The organism is Burkholderia cepacia, assembly GCF_001039005.1.
Taxonomy (GTDB): domain Bacteria; phylum Pseudomonadota; class Gammaproteobacteria; order Burkholderiales; family Burkholderiaceae; genus Burkholderia; species Burkholderia theae.
Genome location: NZ_LDWR01000009.1, coordinates 109,109 through 130,873 on the forward strand (window position 1 = coordinate 109,109; position 21,765 = coordinate 130,873).

The following is a 21,765-nucleotide window of genomic DNA, read 5'->3' on the forward strand; positions in this document are numbered from 1 at the left end:
TTCACGTGCATTTCCAATATCCCGAATCGGCACGCACGCGTTGCCGGTCCGGGTGCTGACGGCATTTATTGTCGAACTACAGTCGCCCCACATCACGTGAATCCCCAACTGGAGGCGACATGAGGACAAGGCGACGAACCGCGGCGCTCGCGGCGACGCTGGCGTTCGCGGCGGCATGGATCGGCAATGCGCAAGCGACGGAAAAGCCGGAGGAGCTGGTCGTGCAGAAGATGCCGCCGTGGCATCCGCACGAGGTCTATATCGTCGACATCTCGATGCCGTCGATGACCGACGGGCGCATCTACGTGTACGACGCCGACGCAAAGAAGCTGCTCGGCCAGATCGACGGCGGCTTCGGCCCCGGCTTCGCGATTTCACCCGACCACAAGACGAGCTTCGTCGCAACGACCTACTTCTCGCGCGGCTCGCACGGCACGCGCACCGACGTCGTCGAGATGACGGACAACACGACGCTCGATCACGCGGGCGAGATCGTGATCCCGCCGAAGCACGGGCAGCATGTGCCGTCGCCGTACAACACCGCGTTCAGCACCGACGGCAAGCGGCTGTACGTCGCGAACATCACGCCGGCCGCATCGGTGACGGTGATCGACGCGGTTTCGAAGAAGGTGCTCTCCGAGATCGACACGGCCGCTTGCGTGCTCGCGTATCCGTCCGGGAATGACCGCTTCACCGCGCTGTGCGAAAGCGGCAAGGCGCTGACCGTCACGCTCGACGCGAACGGCAAGGAAACGAAGCGCGTGATGTCGGATGCGTTCATCGACGTCGACAAGGATCCGGCGTTCGTGAATGCGTCGCGGTACCACGGCGACTATCTGTTCACGACGTACGGCGGCAACGTGCGCAGCGCCGATTTCAGCGGCGACAAGCCGGCGTTCGGCAAGCCGTGGCCGCTGCTGACGGACGCCGAGCGCGCCGAAGGCTGGCGTCCGGGCGGCATGCAGCAGACGGCCGTGCAGGCGAAGCAGAACCGCTACTACGTGCTGATGCACAAGGGTGTCGACGGTTCGCACAAGGATCCAGGCACGCAGGTGTGGGTGGTCGACCTGAAGTCGAAGCAGCGCGTCGCGCGCTGGGATCTCGCGCAGCAGAAGGTCGATCCGCTTGTGTCGATCCAGGTCAGCGAGGACGACAAGCCGCTGTTCTACGGGCTGACGGCGACGTCCGACCTCGTCGTGATGGATGCGCGCACCGGCCGGCTGCAGAACGTCGAGAAGCAGATCGGCAATACGTCGTCGCTGCTCGTCAACCCGTGAGGCCGCGATGACGCTCGATCCCGTACTCGCCACCAGCGCGCAGGCCGGCGCGGCCGTCGTCGTGTTGCTCGGTGCCTTCGCGAAGATGCGCCGGCCCGCGGCGTTTCGCCAGGCGCTCGCCGGCTACCGGCTGCTGCCCGATGCGCTGACCGCGCCCGTCGCGTTCGCGATTCCGCTCGCGGAAACCGTCGGCGCCGCGGCGCTGCTGTTTCCCGATACGCGCACGGCCGGCGCGCTCGGCCTGATCGCGTTGCTCCTGGCGTTCGCCGCCGGCATCGCGATCAACCTGCTGCGCGGCCACACCGACATCGACTGCGGTTGTTCCGGCTTCACGGCAGCACGCACGGATGCGCCGCGCGGCATCGGCTGGCTGCATGTCGGCCGCGTGCTGCTGCTTGTCGCGCTGGCCGCGACCGCGCTCGTCGAACCGGGCACCCGCGCGGTCGTGTGGTTCGACTACCTGACGCTGTTCTTCTCCGTGCTGCTGATCGTCTGCGCACTGCTCACCGTCGATGTGCTGCTCGCCAACGTACCGCGCCTTTCCCACCTGAGGAATTCATGATGCAAACCGCTCTCACCGTTTCCACCGCTTTGCTGTGGATAGCCGTCCTCGCGCTCGGCGCGATCTGTCTCGCGCTCGTGCGCCAGATCGGCATCCTGTACGAACGCATCATGCCGGCCGGCGCGCTGATGATCGACAAGGGGCCGGCGGTCGGTGCGATCGCGCCGACGTTCGAGCTGACCGACATTCGCGGCGCGCAGGTGAAGGTCGGCGGCATCGACGCGTCGGGCAAGGCGACGCTGCTGTTCTTCCTGTCGCCGACGTGCCCCGTCTGCAAGAAGCTGCTGCCGCTGTTGCCGTCGCTGCAGGCGAGCGAATCGACGCCGGTGAACATCGTGCTCGCGAGCGACGGCGATGTCGACGAGCACACGCGCTTCGCGCGGAAGCACAACCTCGGTCGCTTCCCGTACGTGCTGTCGCAGGAGCTTGGCCTCGCCTACCAGATCGGCAAGCTGCCGTATGCCGTGCTGCTCGACGAAACCGGCACGGTGCGCGCGAAGGGGCTCGTCAACACGCGCGAGCATCTCGAGAGCCTGTTCGAGGCGAAGGAGCGCGGCATCGCGTCGCTGCAGCAGTTCGTGCACGGCGATCACAGCCACGACGCCCACGCGCAGCACGCCTGACCGGCCGAACCCCTTTCAACGTCATGGGAGAACAACGACATGGGCCTGTTTGATTCATGGTTCGAGCGATCGGCGCGCGGCGTCGCGCAGCACAGTTCGCGGCGCAGCGCGATGGCGAAGCTCGGCAAGGTGCTGGTGGGATCGGCGATGCTGCCGCTGCTGCCCGTCGATCGCACCGCGTATGCGGCCGATGCGGCGTCCGGCGCGTCGGCGGCGTCCGGCGGCGCGGCCGCAGCGGGTGCAAGCGACGACCCGATGAGCTGCGACTACTGGAAATACTGCGCGATCGACGGCTGGCTCTGCAGCTGCTGCGGCGGCACGTCGAGCAGTTGCCCGCCGGGCACGACGCCTTCGCCGATCACGTGGATCGGCACCTGCCGCAATCCGCACGACGGGTCGGACTACATCGTGTCGTACAACGATTGCTGCGGCAAGACGTCGTGCGGCAAGTGCTTCTGCAATCGCAACGAGCGCGAGAAGCCGCTGTACAAGCTGTCGTTGAACAACGACATCAACTGGTGCATGGCGAACGGTAATTCGAATTACCACTGTTCGGTTTCGGTTCTGCTGGGAGCAGCAAAGCAATGACAGTGAAGCAAGCAGGAAGGCGCGTGGTCGCATGCGTGGCGACCGTCGCGGCCATCGCGTTGCCGGGCATCGCCGGCGCGCAGCAGGCCGCACATTACCCGGCCGGCAAGAACATGTTCGACGCGCAGTGCGCGGTGTGCCATCAGGCGGGCGGCAAGGGGCAGGACGGCCTCGCGCCGCCGCTCACTGAATATCCGGGCAAGTACGCGGCGGCCGACGCCGGACGCGCGCAACTGGTCGCGACGCTGCTGCACGGGATGTTCGGCGAGATCACGGTGCGCGACAAGAGCTACAACTTCAAGATGCCGTCGTTTGCGAGCGCGAGCGACGACGACATCGCGCACGTGCTCAACTACGTCGTGTTCGACCTCAACGCGCAGCACGGTGACGCGAAGCCGTTCACGGCCGCCGAGATCCGCGCGGCGCGTGCGAAGGAGATGGACGGCACAGCGGTTCATGTGCAACGCGACGTGGTGATCAAGGGGCTGGGACTGTGAACGGCGCCCGTGCATCGCGTGTTGGCGAGCCGATGCGGGGCGCACGGCGCACGTCGAAGGCTGCTGCGCGGATCGGTGGCCTGTCGCGTCGCCTGTCGTCGTTGCTGCTGTTTGCCGTCGCAGCGGCATGCGTGGCCGCCGCGCCGGCGCATGCCGACGGGGTGGCCGACGCGGCACTTGCGCGGCAGCACTGGGTGCTCAACTGCATGGGCTGCCACACGGCGACGGGTGGCGGCATTCCCGGCAAGGTGCCGCCGCTCGCGAACTCGCTTGGCTATTTCACGTATCTGCCGGCGGGGCGCGAGTACGTGATGCGGGTGCCCGGCGCGTCGAACTCGGCGCTGTCGGATCAGGATCTGGCCGACGTACTCAACTGGGTGCTCACGACCATGAACCGTGATGCGCTGCCGCGCGACTTCAAGCCCTATACGGCCGCTGAAGTCGCCGCACACCGCCGTCCCGCTTTTTCCGACGTCGCGACCGTGCGCGCCGGTCTCGTCCGCGCGTTGCAGGCGCGCGGGATCGACGGCGTCACGGAGCGCTACTGACCGACTCGTTCAAGGAATCAAGAGCGGACATGGAGACGAACGGCACCTTGCCGTTCGCGATTCATCAACTCATTCCGCGTATCGCAGCCGGCACGGCGTGGGTCAATTGCCATTCGCTGCTCGACGACGCGATGCCGTTCGGCGGGATGAAGCAGTCGGGCTTCGGGCGTGAGTTCGGTCGCGCGGTGATCGCCCCGTACACCGAAAGCGAAACACACCTGATCTCACTGCGATTTAAAGCGCTGGCGTATTAATTAGAAAAACGATAATCGCACCGCTGCCGCGCAAACCGAAAGCACTTGACCTGCAACACGTTTATAAGATTGGCAAACGATAATCGACCGTCCGTTCGGGTTCACGTCATACAAAAACCGGTTTTCATCGGACAATTATCATCCCGTGACAGGACGTTACGGCGTGTCGTTACGGATGTGTTCGTATTGGGACGTTACGTTTCGCGGCCCGGCATAATCGGGTTCAGGAAAATTCGGATATTCGTATGACATTACGATCCGGAAGGGGCGGGTAAACAAGAATGCTTTTTAATGGAATCAGGATCGCAAACGTTTTACGTGAAGAAAATATGTAATGCGGAATAATCGCCTTTCGAGAAAATAACGGCGCCGTCAATAAATTCTCGTCAGGCATGCCTCTTGCTCCTTCAACGACCCATGTGCCGCATCACGCTAGACGCAGTCCGGTGAAAACGAAAGACAGACCGGCGTCATAGTTAGTACAAGTCAACCGGGGGTTGGGGAAAATGATTTCGAGTTCACGCCTGCGAACTGCGGGAGGGGCGCTGTTGTGCCTGTCGCTCTGCGCGACGGCCGGCGCCCAGGACACGATCGACCTGTCGCCGTCGGCAGCGCCCGTCGGACACCCCATCGCACCGCCTTCGACGCTGCTGAACGCCGAACGCGTCATGGAACCGCCGCCGCCGGCCGCGAATCCGGGCGTGGTCGCGGCGAAGCCGGCCACCGGCGCCGCATCGCGCGCCATCACACCCGCACCCCGCAAGCCGCTTCCTGAAGATCGACTCGGGGGCACGGTCACCACTGACGCCGTGACGCTCGCCGGCCGCGACTTCTTTACATACTTCTCGCGCGCATGGACGGAGATTCCGTTGAGCGAGCGTTATGTGGTTGCCATTCACGAACGCCCGTCGGGGCGGTACGGCAGCCTGATCTGGGTCGAGTATCAGCAAAAGCGCGTGTTTCAGACCTTCCTGCCGATCGCGCGCTCCAATGTCCGCGGGGTGGCGGAGAGCGCCGCCAATCTGGCCTTTCAAACCGTCATTCAGGACGACCTGTCGAATCTGCTGTTCCCCGACGTCGACCTCGCGAAGGACGAGATTTAACCAAAAAATGTTGTGAAGGAACGAGGAGAGGACTGATATGAAAACCAAGAAATTAGTTGTACTGATGGCGATGATGTCGGCGTCGACGTTCGCGTCGGCTTCAGCGCTCGTCTATACGCCGAACAATCCGAACTTCGGCGGCAATCCTGCCAATGGCCCGAACCTGCTGAACGAGGCCAACGCGCAGAACAAGCACACCGATCCGTCGCTGTCGTCGTCTCCGTCGACGTCCCAGTCGTCGCTGGATCAGTTCAACGCGCAGTTGCAGCAGGCGATCCTGTCACGCGTCGCCGGCTCGGTGACGAACTCGATCGTCGGGACCAACGGCGAGCTCAAGCCGGGGACCATCAGCACCGGCAACTTCACGATCGTCGTGAGCCAGGCCGGCAACGGCAACCTTCAGGTGACGACGACGGACAAGACGACCGGGGCGACCTCGACGTTCATCGTAAGCAACGGCCAATAAATCGAAAAGCAACCGAGCAGACCATGAAAAAAATGATCGACATCGCGCGCGGCGCGACGGGGATGACGCGCGCCGCATTGGGGGCGACGCTGGTGCTGTCGATGGTCGGATGCGTCACGCGTCCGATGCCGGCCGCGAGCAATGCGACGCTGACGCCGCCGACACGCACCACGCGCGACCTGACTCACCTGCCGCCGCCGAAGGGCAGGATCGTCGCCGCCGTGTACGGCTTTCGCGACCTGACGGGCCAGTACAAGGCGTCGCCCGACAGTTCGTTCTCGTCGCAGGTCACGCAGGGCGGCGCGTCGTTCCTGGTCAAGGCGATGCGCGACTCCGGCTGGTTCACGCCGGTCGAGCGCGAGAACCTTCAGGATCTCCTGACCGAACGCAAGATCATGCGCGCGATCGACGGCGCGGACGTGAAGAAGGCGCAGAACGACGGCATGGCGCCGCTCATGCCCGCGAACATCGTGCTCGAAGGCGGGATCGTCGGCTACGACACGAACGTGCGCACCGGCGGGGCCGGCGTTGCCTATCTCGGGATCAGCGGATCCGCCCAGTATCGGATCGATCAGGTCACGGTCAACCTGCGCGCGATCGATATCCGCACCGGTCAGGTGCTCAACAGCGTATCGACGACCAAGACGGTCTATTCGTATCAGGTCGATACGGGCGTCTATCGCTTCGTCGGTTTCAAGGACCTGCTGCAGGCGGAAGTCGGGATGACCCGCAACGAACCCGCGCAGATCTGCGTGAACGAAGCGATCGAGTCGGCGCTGACCCACCTGATCGTTCAGGGCGTCGAGAACCAGACGTGGGCGCTGAAGAACGACCAGGACTGGTACGACCCGACGATGCAGCGGTACCTGCAGGAGGACCGGCAGTACGCGCAGGACATGGAGGACGTCAATACGGCGTATGACCCGCAGAAGGTCGATCGTCAGGGCGCATCCAGTCATTAACCGGCATCAGGTCTCGGAGAAAACATGATGAATCGACAGCTCGATCGACGCGCACGCGCGGGTTTCGCGTGGCGGGTGCTGGCAGCCGTCTTGCTCGTCGCGGCGGCCCACGCCGCGGCCGGTGCGCCGGTGCCGCTCAGCGACCTGGGGCCGCCGGAGCCCGCGTTCGACTACAGCGGCAACATCCTGACGCTCCAGCAAGTCGGCAGCGGCAATGCCGCGTCGCTCGACCAGGCCGGCCGGAACGGGGCAGCGGTCTGGCAGACCGGCGACGGCAACACGATCACGGCCCGGCAAGTGGGCGCGCAGAACTGGGTGGGCGCGTCGCAGTCCGGCAGCGGCAACACGCTGAATGCCGCGCAACGCGGTAGCGGCAACACGTTGCGGGTGCAACAGAACGGCGCAGGTAATTCGGTCGACGCGACGCAGAACGGCACGTCGCTGTCGGCGCGCGTCACGCAGAACGGCAGCAACAACGCGGTGAACCTGGTGCAGGGCGGATCGAACACCGGGATCCAGGTGATTCAGTCGGGCAACGGGGCGCGCGCCACGGTGCTCACGCATTGATGCAGGTGTGAAGCGTTTTACAAGGTGGGGGCAACCTCAACTGGCGGGGGCGCCGGGAAGGGCCAGTCTTTTCCGGCAAATTTTCTTTCGAATCAGGAGCAAAAAATGACGGTGACCAAGTCTGCAATCGCAATGGCAGTGCTCGCGCTCGCATCGGCCGCAGCCCATGCCGATTCGTCGGGCAATACGGTGAGCGTGAACCAGTTCGGCAGCTTCAATTCGGCGAGCGTCGATCAGAACGCGACGACCGGCGACAACGTGTCGATCACGCAATCGGCGTCATCGACGTCGCAGTATCCGTTCAGCGCCACGGTGACGACCCAGGGCGGGTCGGGTGACACGACCGTGATTTCGCAGTCGTCCAACTGGGCGCAGCCGGCCTCGACCGTATTGGTGAATCAGACGGGCACGTCGAACGAAAGGAACACCATCACGCAGGTCGGCGGCGGCAACTTCTCGGCGAAGGTGCTGGAGACGGTCTCGGCCTTCACGGGCGGCGCGCAATACGATACCAACGTCATCAACCAGTACGCCTGGGCGAACACCGCGTCGATCTCGCAGCAAGGTGGTGGCTCGAACACGGTGACGATCAACCAGGGCTCGCCGAGCCAGTATGCAGCGCTCAACACCGCGACCGTGGCGCAGACCGATACCTACTCGAACAACGTCGGCATCACGCAGACGGGCGTGGGCGGCACGGCATCCGTCCAGACGACCTGGGGCGGCAGCAACACGACGTCCATCACGCAAACCGGCGGCGCGACTAATGCAAGCGTGTCGCAGTTCGCGGAATACGGCGACAGCGTGACGACGAACCAGAACGGCGTCGAGACGGCCAATGTGACGTCGTCGTTCGGCGGCGGCAACGTGACGACGATTACGCAGTCGGGTGGCCTGGCTGGCAATACCGCGGCGGTGAATCAGTTCTTGTCGAACAACGATACGACTGCGATCACGCAAACCGCCGACAACAACAGCGCAACGGTGAACCAGGCGGTGGATTACGCCGATGCCGCGACGATCAACCAGTCGGCCGCGTCGAACACGGCGACGATCACGCAACAGTTCGGCTATGGCAATACCGCGACCATCACGCAAACCGCCGCGAACAACCTCGCCACGATCTGGCAGAGCGGTTCGTCGGGCTCGAAGGCTTCGATCGAGCAGGATTCGGCGAACAATCAGGCGAGCGTGACTCAGTCGGCGCTGAACTCGACGGTATCGGTGACTCAGTCGGGGGATGTCGGCAACCTGGCCAACGCGACGCAGTTCGGCGCGGACGATACGCTGACGCTCGCGCAGGCCGGCGGTTCCAACATCGTCACCGCGTCGCAGATGTCCGGCACGGGCAACCAGGGCTACGTGACGCAGATCGGGTACAACAACAACGCGTCGCTGCTGCAGCAAGGCAACTACAACTACGCGAACATCAGCCAGGCCGGCTTCGGCAACACAGCAACGGTCAAGCAGCACTGAGCATCGCCGTTGTAATCGGAAAGCCGGACGGTCGCCCGTTCGGCTTTTTTTGTTTCATCCGCGAGCGGCGCATCGCGTTTCGCGCCGGTCCCGTCTCGTCCGACAGGAAACGATCATGGTTGGAATTCACGCGCTGAATGCCTATTTCGACATTGCCGCCAGTGCCGGTGGCGTGAACATCGTGCCGCATGTGCGCGCGGCCGCGTCGCTCGATCTGTCCTATAGCCTGCATGTGACGAAAGCCGGCGGCGCGGGTTCGGTCACGCTGACGCGTTCCGGCCAGTCGCGGCTCGCCGATGGTGAAGACAAGTCGCTCGGAACGCTGCAACTGAGCGTCGGTCCTGACGACACCTGCCACGCGACGCTGGTCGTGCGAGTGAACGGTGAACAGGCGGAATACGCGGCGAACTGCAATCCGCATCGCGCATCGGACTGACCGATCGCACGTCACGCGCGCACGAGCACGACGCCGACGATGAGGCAGGCCGCGCCGGCAATCCGGATCAGGCTGGCCGAATGCTGCTGGACGCCGAACAGGCCGAAATGATCGAACGCGAGTGCGCCGACCATCTGCCCGACGACGATCAGCGCGAGCGTCGTGGCCGCGCCGAGGCGCGGCACCATCAGGACCGCGACGCCGACGAACACGGCGCCGAAAAATCCACCTGTCCAGCTGAACCACGAGCCCGGCGCCGGGAACGCCGCGCTCACGCGTGAGGGCGGGGCGAGCATCGCGACGGCGAGCATCACGATCAGGCCGACGAGATAACTCACCGATCCGGCCCACCAGGGCGAACCCAGTTGTGCGCGGAGGTTCGCGTTGAGCACCTGCTGCAACGCGACGCTGATGCCGGCGGCAACGACGAGCAGGTAGGACAGCAGGGGAGTCGCGGACATCGAATGCTCCAGAATGTCCGGGCCTTTGCGGCGCTTGCGGCCCGGAAGGCTTCCATTCTCACGAGCGCCCCGGTATAAGACAAATATCGAATCAGACGCCTACCCATCTCGTTTCGGCATGCCATCCCTGCGGCAAATCCAGTACTTCCTGACCGTGGCCGATCTCGGCGGCTTCACGCCGGCCGCGGCCGCGCTTTATGTCGCGCAGTCGGCCCTCAGCCGGCAGATCGGTCAACTGGAAGACGAACTGGGGTTCCGGCTGTTCGAACGGGAACCGAGGGGCGTCCGGCTCACACCGGCCGGGGCGGTCTACCGCGATCGCGTCGCGTCGGTGCCGACAATGCTGGTCGCGGCCGCTGACGAAGGCGCGCAACTGTCGCGCGGCGAAGCCGGCGTGCTGAGGCTGCTGCATTCCAGCACCATTCCCGTCAACAGCCTGATGGCGGATCTCGACCGCTTCATGCGCGATTGCCCCAACGCGCGCATCGATCTCGACCGGGCGTCATCGGAGGATCAGGTGTCGGAAGTCGCGAACGGCCACGCCGATATCGGCATCGTGCGCTTGCCGGTGTTGCGGCGCGATGCGCGCGTGCGCTTCGTCGAACTCGCTGCCGAGCGGCTGTGCGTCGCGCTGCCGGTCGACCATCGGCTCGCCGCGCGAAGGCGCACGACCGTCGCGCAACTGAAACGGGAGCCGTTCGTATCGGCCGTGCATCGCGAGCGCGGCGGTCTGGCGCGCGTCGTGATCGATCTGTGCCTGAAGCGCGGGTTCGTGCCGACCGCCGCGAGGATCGTTTCGCCGAAGACGTCGATGCTCAATCTCGTCGCGGCCGGGCGGGGCATTGCGATCGTACCGAAGCGGATGGCAAGCCTCGGTGTCGACGGTGTCGCGTTCGTGCGGCTTTCGGACGACGACGCGCAGTCGGTGTGTACGCTGGTGTTGCCGGTCGAGCCGACGGCGCTGGCGGAGGTGTTTGTGCGGGTTGTGATGGCGGGGCGTCGCGAGGGTTGACGGCTCGAGCGTCGGGTGAAAATGGCGGTTCGCGACTGCGGATTCAATCCGCCATGACCTCAACGGCGGAACGTGCAGCCGCGACAATCGAGCGCTTAGCCATCCGAACCAGGTGCCGCAGAAGGAGCGATGTGGCCTTGGCGCAGAAGCTCGCTGGCTCGATCGGCCCCCACCGCTTCGCTGAAACGGAAACCTTGCGCGCTCGTTGCCCGGTTCGTCGCGGCCAGCAGCGCACGTTGTTGCTCGGTCTCCACGCCTTGGGCAATGACCCCGATCCCGAGACTGTGCGCCAGGGTGACGATGGCGCGTATCGTCGCCGCACTCTCCGGGTCGCGGGTAGACCGGTGGATGAGGGATCGCGCGATCTTGAGATGATTCACGCGATAAGCCTTCACATATTCGAATGCCGCGTAACTGCTGCCGAAATCATCAATGGCAATCTTTGCGCCGAGCTCATGCAGCTGCGGGAGGATGTCGCTTTGTGCCCACGACAGTCGGGCAAGCGTCGCCTCGGTCACGTCGAATTCCAGATCCGACGGGGCGAGACGCCACTTCGCGGCTGCTTCGGCGACATCGCGCACGAATGTTTGCGCACCCGTGAGCTCGAACTGAGTCAGATTGATCGCGATCATCAACGGGGCCACCCCCTCGTCGCGCCATGCTCTCATTTGCCGGCACGCCTGATCCAGCACCCAGCGCCCGAGCGCTGCCATGGTGCCGTCCCGCTCGGCGATCGGGATGAACACACCGGGAGCAATGAGGCCCCGCGTCGGATGGTGCCAGCGCGCCAGCGCTTCCATCCCCAGAATGTTTCCGGAGGACAACTCGACCTCGGGTTGGTACCGGAGTTCGAACTCGCCGCGTTCGATCGCGCCGCGCAGTTCGTCGGCGAGTGCAACACGATCGCGCGCCGCCTGGTCGAGTTCGTCGGAATGAAAGTGATACCGGTTGCCGCCCTTGTGCTTCGCACGGCGCAGCGCCAAATCGGTCTGCATCAGCATGGCGTCTGCTCCACGGTCACCCTGGGCGTACGCACGGATGCCGATACTCGCCGAGATACGCACGTCGTTTCCATCGAGCAGATAAGGAGCCGCCAGCGCCGCCTGGAGCTTCGCAGCCAGCGCCGCGGCGTTGGCCGGCTCGATCATCTCACCCTGCAGCACGGCAAACGTATCGCCGCTCAACCGTGCAACCAGGTCGCGCTCGTGAGCGGCATGCCTGAGACGTTCAGCCAGCTCCCGAAGCAACAGGTTGCCGATCGGGTGACCCAGTCTGTCGTTGATCAGCGTGAAGTCGTCGAGCGCGACGAAGAGGATCGCAAACGGCATCGCGCCATGTTGGGCTGCAGCGAAAGCCTGACGCACCTGCGCGACGAAGCGGGCTCGATTCGCCAATCCCGTGAGCGCATCCGTGCCGGCGAGCCGTGCGACCTTTTCCTCCGCTGTCTTGCGCCCGGTGATGTCGATGATGATCCCTTCGACTTCGATCAGCCGCCCATCGTCGTCGCGGACCGGCACATAGCGATTCTCGACCCAACGGTAAGCGCCGTCGCCTGTGCGCAAGCGGAACTCGATCGAGACGCCTTCGGCGCCCTGTTCCAGTATTCGCGCCAGTGCTGCATCGACTTTTTCCTGGTCTTCCGGCGCGACAAGTTCGTTGGCCCAGACTGGCGACGCGAGCAACGCAGCGCGGTCGTGGCCGAACGTGGCTATGTCATGCGAGATGTAGATGAGCGGAAACGACGGCACGCCACGCAGACGGTAAAGGATGACCGGACTGTTCCGGACGATGATGTTGGCTTCAGCCAGCGCATGGATTCTTTCCTCGACGAGCGATTCCGGGTCGTTCGGCTTGACGGCCGCCTCTTTCGTCATCTGCCATTTCGCGGTCAGCACGCTGGCCGCCTGACGGACCTCGATGTTGTTCAATGGCTTCTTGAGAATGAGCAGCCGGTCGTCTGCGCCCAGGTGCCGGGCCAGGGTGCCCCAAGGGGGATCGGAAGGCAGGCTGCACAGGGCAACCTGCAACGTCGGGTCCGCTTGCCAGAGTCGCTCGATGGTCTGAACGCAGTTCCAGCCGTGCAGCATGTGCGTGTCGACAAAGGCTATCGCATAGGGCTTGTTCTCCGCCAGCGCTTGCACGACCCGCTCCAGCGCTTCCCGGCCCTGATAGGCGGAATCGATTTGAAACGCTGCGCGATCGGATGGAGCCTCGTCGAAAAAAGGCGCCTCGGTTGTGGCCGGCGCAGTTTCGCTGTCCAGCGGGCGAGCGAGAATCTTGCGGAAATTCTGGTGAGTCGCAGCCTTGTCGTCGATCACGAGGACGCGACGATTGACCGGATCGCCCTGCGCGTTTTCGCGAGGCTCTTCACTGTGCCAGTGGTGGGGCCAGGGCAACGATCTCGCCCTGGCAGGTGTCGTCGCGCTGTGTTTGCCGGCGCGCACACCCCATGGCAGCCCGTGCGATTTCATGTCGAACCCGGCGTGAGGCCAGGACCGCGCGACCCCTTGTCCGTGGTGAAGCCTGGATTGAAAACGCATGCCAGATTCTCCCCCGCAATCCCGCTAACGGCTGCCGCTGCAACGAACCGATCTCGGGTGCCTCGCCAACAAAAAGTGCACCGAACATGTATAGGGGCGCATCGATCCTGCCCATCGCACGCGTATCGAACCAACCGTCGGTGCGAGGTCGGTCGAATACGCGATGGTGACGGGGCAGGCCGCGAATAGTCGATTGCTTAGGACAGTTTGACGATTCCGTTCGCTCCATGCGTGAAGCGACGTGGTTTCAATGCGTCAATATCGACTCGCCGAAGTACCCCGTATGGCGGGCTGCTCATGTTTTGCGATCAAGCTCCGCCCTGAAGACTGGCCCAATTTCATCAGACGATCGAAGTATAGTCGCGCGCATCGAACTAACAAACCTGGTTGACCGGGAACCTCATTCGGACTTGACGCCGAATCGAGGGTCGGACGCGGCATGGTCGGTTGCGGGGCAGGTTGCGCCCACTCGGATCAGCCGCGAGCCGACATTTGAGACCGTCGATTTCGTAAGCCGCGGGCTAGCCGAATTTGACGAGATCAAGCACCGGCAACGGGCCGCCTGGGACTTGCACCAGCCGCCCCCCGCCTACGAGCAAACCCAGGTCGATGCCGAAGAAGCCGAGCCGCGCGATCAGTTCGCTCACAGCCGATTTCGCCTGCGCGTCGTCTCCCGCGAGGAACAACACGCGGTGTCCGCCCTCGGCCTGCGGATCGTCGGAAAGGAAGTGCGCCGGGAGATGATTGAACGCCTTCACGACGCGTGCGCCCGGCACGAGGTCCGCGAATACTTCGCTCGACGTCCGGCCATGCAATTCGGCGGGTTCGAACGTCGGTCCCTCGATCGGGTTGTTCGCATCGATCACGATGCGTCCGCCGAAGTCCGGCAACCCGGAGAGGGCGGACGGCAGCTTCGCCCATTTCACGGCGACGAGGACGATGTCCTGCGCGGCCGCTTGTTCGCGCGTTCCGGGCGTAATTGAGGGACCGAGTTCGCGTGCGAGATCCGCGAGCGATTCCGGGCCTCGGCTGTTCGAGATGATGGCTTCGACGCCTTTGCGCGCCAGCGCTTTCGCGAACGCGGACCCGATGGCGCCTGCTCCGATGATACCGATGGTGCTCATGACGATGCTCCTGGTGAAGAGGGATGAATCAAGTGGCAGCCGATGCCGGTGTCGGCGAGGAGAGCAACCTGTGATGGTCACTCCCCAAGGCTGGTTGAGCGAATGTTGCCGCCTTTATTGCTTGATGATTAGCGGGTAATTGTTTGAATTATTTTCAATCAATGCTTTAAGATTGACGCATGGAAACACTCGCCAACCTCGAATCGTTCGTGCGCAGCGCTGAAACGGGCAGCTTCTCCGCGGCCGCGCGGCGTCTTGCGCTGACGCCCGCTGCGGTCAGCCGCAACGTTGCGCTGCTGGAACGCAATCTCGGCGTGCGACTGTTCCAGCGCTCGACGCGCAAGCTCACGCTGACCGAGGCGGGTGCGCGCTTTCTCGTGGAAATTGGCGGCAATCTGGACGCGCTCCAGGCCGCGATCGCGTCCGTCTCGACCGATCGCAGCGAGCCGGCTGGCGTGCTGAAAGTCAGCATGGCGCCGACGTTCGGCATGACGTACGTCATGCCGCTGCTGCCGGCGTTCCTCGCTCGCTATCCGATGGTTCGCCCGGACTGGTACTTCGAGAACCGACCGGTCGACCTGATTGCGGAGGGATACGATGCGGCGCTGGGTGGCGGATTCGATCTCGCCCCGGGCGTCGTGTCTCGTCCATTGGCGCCTGCGCACCTCGTGGCGGTTGCGTCGCCGGCCTACATGGCCGGCCGCACGTCCCCGACCGATCCTGGCGATCTTGCGGAACTCGGCGGCATCGTGATGCGCTCGAGCCGCACCGGCCGCGTGCGGCAACGGACGATGCGCGACGCAGCAGGCGGCGAAATGCCTGCACTGCTCGGCGAGACCATCGTCGTCAACGACCCGGCGGCCATGCGTGAAGCAGCCATTCTCGGGCTGGGCGTTGCGCTGCTGTCCGTGTCGGACGTGCTGTCGTCAATCGAACGGGGGGAACTCGTGCGGTTGCTTCCGCACTGGTACGTGGACGCTGGGGCGATCTCGATCTATTACGCGACGCGAGCGCTTCTGCCGGCGAAAACGCGCGTGTTTGTCGACTTCGTTGTCGAAGCGTTCGAGCGGGAGCGGCTGGCCGAAAGGTTTGCAGGAGGCGCCGCATGAGTCGAATGTCGGCAGGTCGATTGAAACGCACCCTCGACACCCGCGTCCCGACAGTCTGAAAGATCCACGACGCACCCGGACAATCGCGCATTCGCCAAAACCTGTCCCAAACCCCCGCCCGCCAAGCCTTTCCCAAACCCTAGTGGTTTCCACGCATAGTCGCAAATAGTCAAGAACAGGTCGCCACGGGTCTTCTCGCGGCGAATATGGCTCGTTACTTTTACTCCCACGATGCAGGCCGGCGCACACCCCGTGCAACGGCCGCGCACCAGTCCAACCGGGAGGAACCATGAAGTCGACGAAGATCGCCGCGCTTGTCGCGGCCGTGCTGGCGACAGGCGCGTTCACGAATGCGGCGCTTGCGGAAACGGAAGCCGCGACCTGCCGCACCGTGCGTTTCGCGGATATCGGCTGGACCGACATCACGTCGACCACGGCGCTCGCGTCGACCGTGTTCGAGGCGCTCGGCTACAAGCCGACGACGACGATCGCGTCGGTGCCGATCTCGTTCGCCGGCCTGAAGAGCAAGCAGCTCGACGTGTCGCTCGGTTACTGGTGGCCCGTGCAGCAGAAACAGCTCCAGCCGTTCCTCGACAGCAAGTCGATCAACGTCGTCGATACCCCGAACCTGTCGGGCGCGAAGGCGACGCTCGCGGTGCCGAGCTACGAATACCAGGCCGGCCTGAAGACCTTCGACGACATCGCGAAACACCGTGCGGAACTCGACGGCAAGATCTACGGGATCGAGCCGGGCAGCAGCGCGAACGCGACGATCCAGAAGATGATCGACACGAACCAGTACGGGCTCGGCGGATTCAAGCTCGTCGAATCGAGCGAAGCCGGGATGCTGGTGACGGTCGAGCGCGCGGTCCGCGAGAAGAGGTGGGTCGTGTTCCTCGGCTGGGAGCCGCACCCGATGAACATCCAGCTCAGCATGAACTACCTGTCCGGCGGCGACGCGTCGTTCGGGCCGAACTACGGCGAAGCGCGCGTGTACACGCTGACCGCGCCCGACTTCATCGCGCGCTGCCCGAATGCGGGCAAGCTCGTCACGAACCTGCGCTTCTCGACGCAGCTCGAGAACCAGCTGATGCAGTCGGTGATGAACAAGACGAAGCCGGCCGACGCCGCGAAGGCCTACCTGAAGAAGAACCCGCAGGTGCTCGATCCGTGGCTCGCGGGCGTGAAGACGTTCGACGGCAAGGACGGTTTGCCGGCGGTCAAGGCGTATCTCGGCCTGTAATGGCTCGCGCGCCGCACGACGCGCGCACTGACGAAACATCAGCAATGCGAAACAACCGGAATCAAGCGAGGCAAACAGCATGAATCACGAAGTCATCATTACCTGCGCCGTCACCGGCGCGGGCGATACGGTCGGCAGGCATCCGGCGATTCCGGTCACGCCGAAGGAGATCGCGGCCGCCGCGATCGAGGCCGCGAAGGCCGGCGCGACCGTCGCGCATTGCCACGTGCGCGATCCGCAGACGGGGCGCGGCAGCCGCGACCCGAACCTGTACCGCGAAGTGGTCGACCGCATCCGCTCGGCCGACGTCGACGTGATCATCAACCTGACGGCCGGCATGGGCGGCGATCTCGAGATCGGCCCGGGCGAAGACCCGATGCGCTTCGGCAAGGGCACCGATCTCGTCGGCGGCCTCACGCGCCTCGCGCACGTCGAGGAATTGCTGCCGGAGATCTGCACGCTCGACTGCGGCACGCTGAATTTCGGTGACGGCGACTACATCTACGTGTCGACGCCCGCGCAATTGCGCGCCGGCGCGAAGCGCATCCAGGAACTCGGCGTGAAGCCGGAACTGGAGATCTTCGACACCGGCCATCTGTGGTTCGCGAAGCAGTTGCTGAAGGAAGGGCTGCTCGACGATCCGCCGCTGTTCCAGCTCTGCCTCGGCATTCCGTGGGGCGCGCCGGCCGATACGGGCACGATGAAGGCGATGGTCGACAACCTGCCGCCGGGCGCGCACTGGGCCGGCTTCGGGATCGGCCGCATGCAGATGCCGATGGTCGCGCAGGCGATGCTGCTCGGCGGCCATGTCCGCGTCGGCCTTGAAGACAACATCTGGCTCGATCGCGGCGTGCATGCGACCAACGGCACGCTCGTCGAGCGCGCCCGCGAGATCATCGAACGGCTCGGCGCCCGCGTGCTGACGCCGGCCGAAGGCCGCCGCAAGCTCGGATTGCCGGCGCGCGGCGAGCGGGCGCTCGAACGTCGCGCGATCGCCGAGTTCGCGTGAGTTTTTTCGCTGACCGATACGACCGGGCGGCGCGCACGGCGCGGCCGCCCACCGATTTCCCCTGATTTGAAGGATGCGTTGACATGGCTGTGAAGACCGACATCAAGACGTTCGCCGCCATCGGCACCGGCGTGATCGGCAGCGGGTGGATCTCCCGCGCGCTCGCGCACGGTCTCGACGTGGTCGTGTGGGACCCCGCGCCGGGCGCGGAAGAGCGGCTGCGCGCGAACGTCGCGAATGCGTGGCCCGCGCTGGAGCGCGTCGGCCTCGCGCCGGGCGCCGATCCCGCGCGGCTGCGTTTCGTGTCGACGATCGAAGCGTGCGTCGCCGATGCCGATTTCATCCAGGAAAGCGCGCCCGAGCGCGAGGCATTGAAGCTCGAACTGCACGAGCAGATCAGCCGTGCGGCGAAGCCCGACGCGATCATCGCGTCGTCGACGTCGGGGCTGCTGCCGACGGATTTCTATGCACGTGCGACGCATCCGGAGCGCTGTGTCGTCGGCCATCCGTTCAATCCGGTCTACCTGCTGCCGCTCGTCGAGGTGCTCGGCGGCGCGCGCACGTCGCCGGAAGCCGTCGAAGCCGCGATGGAGATCTATCGCAAGCTCGGCATGCGGCCGCTGCACGTGCGCAAGGAAGTGCCGGGCTTCATCGCTGACCGGCTGCTCGAAGCGCTGTGGCGCGAGGCGCTGCATCTGGTCAACGAAGGGGTCGCGACGACCGGTGAGATCGACGATGCGATCCGCTTCGGCGCGGGCATCCGCTGGTCGTTCATGGGCACGTTCCTGACCTACACGCTGGCCGGTGGCGACGCGGGCATGCGACACTTCATGCAGCAGTTCGGCCCCGCGCTCGAACTGCCGTGGACGAAGCTGGTCGCGCCGACGCTGACCGACGCGCTGATCGACAGCGTCGTCGACGGCACGACCGAACAGCAGGGCGCGCGCAGCATCAAGGAGCTCGAACGCTATCGCGACGAGTGCATCACCGAGGTGCTGAAGTCGATCGCCGCGGTGAAGGCGCGGCACGGGATGCGATTCGAGGACTAAAGGACAGGCGATGACGGGCGATACCCCGCTGACGATTTACCGCGACGTGGTGCGGCCCGAGTGGGTCGACTACAACGGCCACCTGCGCGATGCGTTCTACCTGCTGATCTTCAGCTTCGCGACCGATGCGTTGCTGGATCGCATCGGGCTCGACGATGCCGCGCGTCGCGAGCGGGGCCGCTCGGTCTACACGCTCGAGGCGCACGTGAACTATCTGCACGAGATCAAGGAGGGCACGCCCGTGCGCGTCGATGCGCGTGTGCTCGCGCACGACGCGAAGCGGCTGCACCTGTATCTCGAACTGTTCGCGGATGGGCATGACGACGCGGTATCGGCGAGCGAGCAGATGCTGCTGCACGTCGATACGCGCGACGGCGCGAAATCGGCGCCGTTTGACGACGACGTTGCCGCGCGCGTGGCCGAGCTTCATGCGCTGCAGCGCGATTGCGCGGCGCCTGCGTATGCGGGCCGCGTGATCGGCCTGCCGCCGCGTCGTTAGCGTCGATCATCAACCACGGAGCGCACACGATGCTCGAACCGGAAATCGCGGCGTTCGTCGCCGCCGTCGACGCGTGGTATCCGGCCGACGCGGCGGCGCGCTCGTCTGACGAGCAGCGCCGTCTCTACGATCGCTTCGCGGCCGCATGGACACCGGCCGCGTTGCCGGCCGGCATCGTGCAGCAGGACGCCGTATGGCACGCGCCCGACGGGCGCGCGATCGCGCTGCGGTGCTATGCGGCCGCGCACGGCACGTCGCGCGGCACGGTGCTGTTTTTTCATGGCGGCGGTTTCGTCGTCGGCTCGCTCGACAGTCATGCGCTGATCACCGCGCAACTGGCGGCCGACACGGGACTCGACGTGATCGCCGTCGACTACCGGCTTGCGCCCGAACACCGCGCGCCGGCCGCGCTCGACGATTGCCTGGCCGTCACGCGTGCCGCACGCGACGCACGCTGGCCGTTCGGGCCGTGCGTGCGTCCGCTGACGCTCGCGGGCGACAGCGCGGGCGGCATGCTCGCGGCGGCCGTTGCCACCGCGCTGCGCGATGCGGGCGAAGGTGGCCTCGACGGCATCGCGCTTGTTTATCCAATGCTCGGGATTGAACCGCAATCGCCCGCGCGTGAAACGGAAGCGCATGCGCCGATGCTGACGCTCGACGACGTCCATCGTTATCGCGCGCTGTATTGGGACGGCCGGTTGGACGGTCAGTTCGACGGCGACCCGCTGTTGCGCGCATCGGTACCGCTCGCGGCATCGCGTTTCGACGGCCTGCCGCCCGTGCTCGCGATCGGCGCGGAACACGATCCGCTGCGCGACGATGCGCGCGTGTACGTCGAACGGATTCGCGCGGCCGGCGGCGCCGCGCAGTACTGGATGGGAGAGGGGCTGGTGCACGGCTGCTGGCGCGCGCTCGGGACGAGTCCGCAGGCGGCGCGGCTGCACCGGATGGTCGGCGGGTTTCTGCTCGCACCACACGCGTAGCGGGCGTATCCAGGAGGCAACGATGCAGGCAGCGCAACACCGTATCGAGGACTGGCGGACGTTTTCCGCCGACGTGGCCATTGTGGAGGCAACGATCGGCGCAGAAGCGGTGGACGTCGAGTGGAGCGACACGCGACGATCGCCGTTTCATTTCGACTGGCTGCGCGACAACTGCGCATGTTCCGCGTGCGTGCATGCGATCACGCGCGAACAGGTGTTCGAGATCGCCGACGCGCGCGAGGATCTGTCGGCGCTCGCGGTGCACGTCGAAACCGACGGCGCGCTGCATGTCGAGTGGAACGACGGGCACCGCAGCGTGTGGTCGCCGGGCTGGTTGCGCGCGCATGCGTATGACGATGCTTCGCGCGCGGAGCGCCTGGCCGCACACGGGCGGCATGTGTGGGCCGGCGACGACGCGACGGCGATCGGCGTGTTCGCTTGGCGCGACGTGATGGAGGACGACGGCGCATTGCTCGCGTGGCTCGACGCGTTGCAGCGCACCGGGTTGACGCTCGTCGAGGGCGTGCCGGCCGAGCGCGGCCGCGTCGACGAGATCGCACGCCGCGTCGGCCTGATTCGCGAAAGCAATTTCGGCGTGCTGTTCGACGTCGAATCGAAGCCGCGCCCCGACAGCAATGCGTATACGTCGCTCAACCTGCCGCCGCACACCGATTTGCCGACGCGCGAGTTGCAGCCGGGCGTGCAGTTCCTGCATTGCCTTGCGAACGACGCGACGGGCGGCAACAGCGTGTTCCTCGACGGTTTCGCGCTCGCGGATGCGCTGCGGCGCGAGCATCCGGCCGATTTCGCGCAACTTGCGTCGACGCCGTTCGAGTTCTGGAACAAGAGCGCGAACAGTGACTACCGCTGCTCGGCGCCAGTGATCGGGCTCGATGCGCGCGGCAACGTGACCGAGGTGCGCGTCGCGAACTTCCTGCGCGGGCCGCTCGATGCGCCGGCCGGATCGGTCGCGGCTGTATATCGCGCGTACCGGCGGTTCCTCGCGCTCGCGCGCGAGCCGCGCTTTCGCGTGCAGCGACGGCTGCGAGCGGGCGACATGTGGGCGTTCGACAACCGGCGCGTGCTGCATGCGCGCACCGAGTTCGATCCGTCGACGGGTCGCCGGCACCTGCAGGGCTGCTACGTCGATCGCGACGAACTGCTGTCGCGGTGGCGGGTGTTGTCGCGTTCGGCGCCTGCTGCAGCCACGGCGCGCTGACCGGCGCGCCCGACCACATCCCCCCACGCTCGCCTCGCAAACGAAAAAGCGCCCGGACGCAAGGCGCCCGGGCGAAGCCACCCGCTGCCGGGCGGCGGAGGTATGCGTTTCATAAAAAAGGACGAGCCCCGCAAGGGGGCTCGTCCTGATACGCCTTC

Annotated in this window: 23 protein-coding genes and 1 pseudogene; 21 read left to right on the top strand and 3 right to left on the bottom strand. The window is 65.3% G+C overall.

What is annotated here, in order from left to right:
- Positions 1-119: 119 nt before the first annotated feature.
- The 13 genes and pseudogenes from VL15_RS04410 (at position 120) to csgH (ending at position 9,359) form a co-directional block, all read left to right on the top strand.
- Positions 120-1,277, top strand: a complete 1,158-nt coding sequence (locus tag VL15_RS04410) for an amine dehydrogenase large subunit (protein WP_048243333.1) — start codon at positions 120-122, stop codon at positions 1,275-1,277.
- A gap of 7 nt (positions 1,278-1,284) precedes the next feature.
- On the top strand, positions 1,285-1,839 hold the full coding sequence (locus VL15_RS04415; protein ID WP_048243335.1) for a MauE/DoxX family redox-associated membrane protein: 555 nt from the start codon (positions 1,285-1,287) through the stop codon (positions 1,837-1,839).
- Positions 1,836-2,462, top strand: a complete 627-nt coding sequence (gene mauD / locus VL15_RS04420) for a methylamine dehydrogenase accessory protein MauD (RefSeq protein WP_048243338.1) — start codon at positions 1,836-1,838, stop codon at positions 2,460-2,462. Before VL15_RS04415 ends, mauD begins: the two co-directional genes overlap by 4 nt.
- A gap of 39 nt (positions 2,463-2,501) precedes the next feature.
- The gene (locus VL15_RS04425; RefSeq protein WP_048243340.1) at positions 2,502-3,050 is read left to right on the top strand and encodes a methylamine dehydrogenase light chain; all 549 of its coding nucleotides are present in this window, start codon (positions 2,502-2,504) and stop codon (positions 3,048-3,050) included.
- Positions 3,047-3,547, top strand: coding sequence for a c-type cytochrome (locus tag VL15_RS04430; RefSeq protein WP_048243342.1), 501 nt, complete (start codon positions 3,047-3,049; stop codon positions 3,545-3,547). Before VL15_RS04425 ends, VL15_RS04430 begins: the two co-directional genes overlap by 4 nt.
- A gap of 32 nt (positions 3,548-3,579) precedes the next feature.
- Positions 3,580-4,095, top strand: coding sequence for a c-type cytochrome (locus VL15_RS04435; RefSeq protein WP_155420112.1), 516 nt, complete (start codon positions 3,580-3,582; stop codon positions 4,093-4,095).
- Positions 4,096-4,151: 56 nt separating this feature from the next.
- A pseudogene (locus tag VL15_RS04440) lies at positions 4,152-4,349 on the top strand (aldehyde dehydrogenase family protein); the annotation flags it as partial.
- Positions 4,350-4,897: 548 nt separating this feature from the next.
- Positions 4,898-5,452, top strand: a complete 555-nt coding sequence (locus VL15_RS04445) for a CsgE family curli-type amyloid fiber assembly protein (RefSeq protein WP_053077581.1) — start codon at positions 4,898-4,900, stop codon at positions 5,450-5,452.
- 37 nt (positions 5,453-5,489) lie between these two features.
- Complete coding sequence (locus VL15_RS04450) at positions 5,490-5,918, top strand: curli assembly protein CsgF (RefSeq protein WP_048243348.1); 429 nt, start codon at positions 5,490-5,492, stop codon at positions 5,916-5,918.
- A gap of 23 nt (positions 5,919-5,941) precedes the next feature.
- Positions 5,942-6,880: a CsgG/HfaB family protein gene (locus VL15_RS04455; RefSeq protein ID WP_053077582.1), complete on the top strand. Its 939-nt coding sequence runs from the start codon at positions 5,942-5,944 to the stop codon at positions 6,878-6,880.
- A 24-nt stretch (positions 6,881-6,904) separates the two neighbouring features.
- Complete coding sequence (locus VL15_RS04460) at positions 6,905-7,447, top strand: hypothetical protein (protein ID WP_048243350.1); 543 nt, start codon at positions 6,905-6,907, stop codon at positions 7,445-7,447.
- Between the two features lie 105 nt (positions 7,448-7,552).
- The gene (locus VL15_RS04465) at positions 7,553-8,923 is read left to right on the top strand and encodes a beta strand repeat-containing protein (protein ID WP_080970712.1); all 1,371 of its coding nucleotides are present in this window, start codon (positions 7,553-7,555) and stop codon (positions 8,921-8,923) included.
- A gap of 115 nt (positions 8,924-9,038) precedes the next feature.
- Entirely contained in the window at positions 9,039-9,359 is a 321-nt protein-coding gene (gene csgH, locus VL15_RS04470; RefSeq protein ID WP_048243354.1) for a curli-like amyloid fiber formation chaperone CsgH, read from the top strand.
- 11 nt (positions 9,360-9,370) lie between these two features.
- Here the strand turns inward: csgH and VL15_RS04475 are convergent, their stop codons facing one another.
- Positions 9,371-9,820, bottom strand: coding sequence for a DMT family transporter (locus VL15_RS04475; protein WP_048243356.1), 450 nt, complete (start codon positions 9,818-9,820; stop codon positions 9,371-9,373).
- A gap of 118 nt (positions 9,821-9,938) precedes the next feature.
- Here VL15_RS04475 and VL15_RS04480 point away from each other — a divergent pair, with 118 nt between their 5' ends.
- Positions 9,939-10,832, top strand: a complete 894-nt coding sequence (locus tag VL15_RS04480) for a LysR family transcriptional regulator (protein WP_048243357.1) — start codon at positions 9,939-9,941, stop codon at positions 10,830-10,832.
- A gap of 95 nt (positions 10,833-10,927) precedes the next feature.
- On the opposite strand, the gene VL15_RS04485 is transcribed toward VL15_RS04480, so the two are convergent.
- Complete coding sequence (locus VL15_RS04485) at positions 10,928-13,372, bottom strand: putative bifunctional diguanylate cyclase/phosphodiesterase (RefSeq protein WP_048243359.1); 2,445 nt, start codon at positions 13,370-13,372, stop codon at positions 10,928-10,930.
- Positions 13,373-13,893: 521 nt separating this feature from the next.
- Entirely contained in the window at positions 13,894-14,496 is a 603-nt protein-coding gene (locus tag VL15_RS04490; RefSeq protein ID WP_048243361.1) for an NADPH-dependent F420 reductase, read from the bottom strand.
- Between the two features lie 179 nt (positions 14,497-14,675).
- Between VL15_RS04490 and VL15_RS04495 the strand changes: the two genes are divergently transcribed.
- The 7 genes from VL15_RS04495 (at position 14,676) to VL15_RS04525 (ending at position 21,607) form a co-directional block, all read left to right on the top strand.
- Positions 14,676-15,605 carry a LysR family transcriptional regulator gene (locus VL15_RS04495; protein WP_048243363.1) on the top strand — a complete coding sequence of 310 codons (930 nt, stop codon included), beginning with the start codon at positions 14,676-14,678 and terminating at the stop codon, positions 15,603-15,605.
- A 289-nt stretch (positions 15,606-15,894) separates the two neighbouring features.
- Entirely contained in the window at positions 15,895-16,848 is a 954-nt protein-coding gene (locus VL15_RS04500; RefSeq protein WP_048243365.1) for a choline ABC transporter substrate-binding protein, read from the top strand.
- A gap of 79 nt (positions 16,849-16,927) precedes the next feature.
- Positions 16,928-17,857, top strand: coding sequence for a 3-keto-5-aminohexanoate cleavage protein (locus VL15_RS04505; RefSeq protein WP_048243367.1), 930 nt, complete (start codon positions 16,928-16,930; stop codon positions 17,855-17,857).
- 83 nt (positions 17,858-17,940) lie between these two features.
- Positions 17,941-18,906: an L-carnitine dehydrogenase gene (locus VL15_RS04510; RefSeq protein WP_048243369.1), complete on the top strand. Its 966-nt coding sequence runs from the start codon at positions 17,941-17,943 to the stop codon at positions 18,904-18,906.
- 10 nt (positions 18,907-18,916) lie between these two features.
- On the top strand, positions 18,917-19,405 hold the full coding sequence (locus tag VL15_RS04515) for a thioesterase family protein (RefSeq protein ID WP_048243371.1): 489 nt from the start codon (positions 18,917-18,919) through the stop codon (positions 19,403-19,405).
- A 29-nt stretch (positions 19,406-19,434) separates the two neighbouring features.
- A complete protein-coding gene (locus VL15_RS04520) occupies positions 19,435-20,388 on the top strand; it encodes an alpha/beta hydrolase (protein WP_048243373.1) in 954 nt (317 codons plus the stop codon).
- A gap of 22 nt (positions 20,389-20,410) precedes the next feature.
- On the top strand, positions 20,411-21,607 hold the full coding sequence (locus tag VL15_RS04525) for a TauD/TfdA family dioxygenase (RefSeq protein ID WP_048243375.1): 1,197 nt from the start codon (positions 20,411-20,413) through the stop codon (positions 21,605-21,607).
- Positions 21,608-21,765 lie beyond the last annotated feature (158 nt).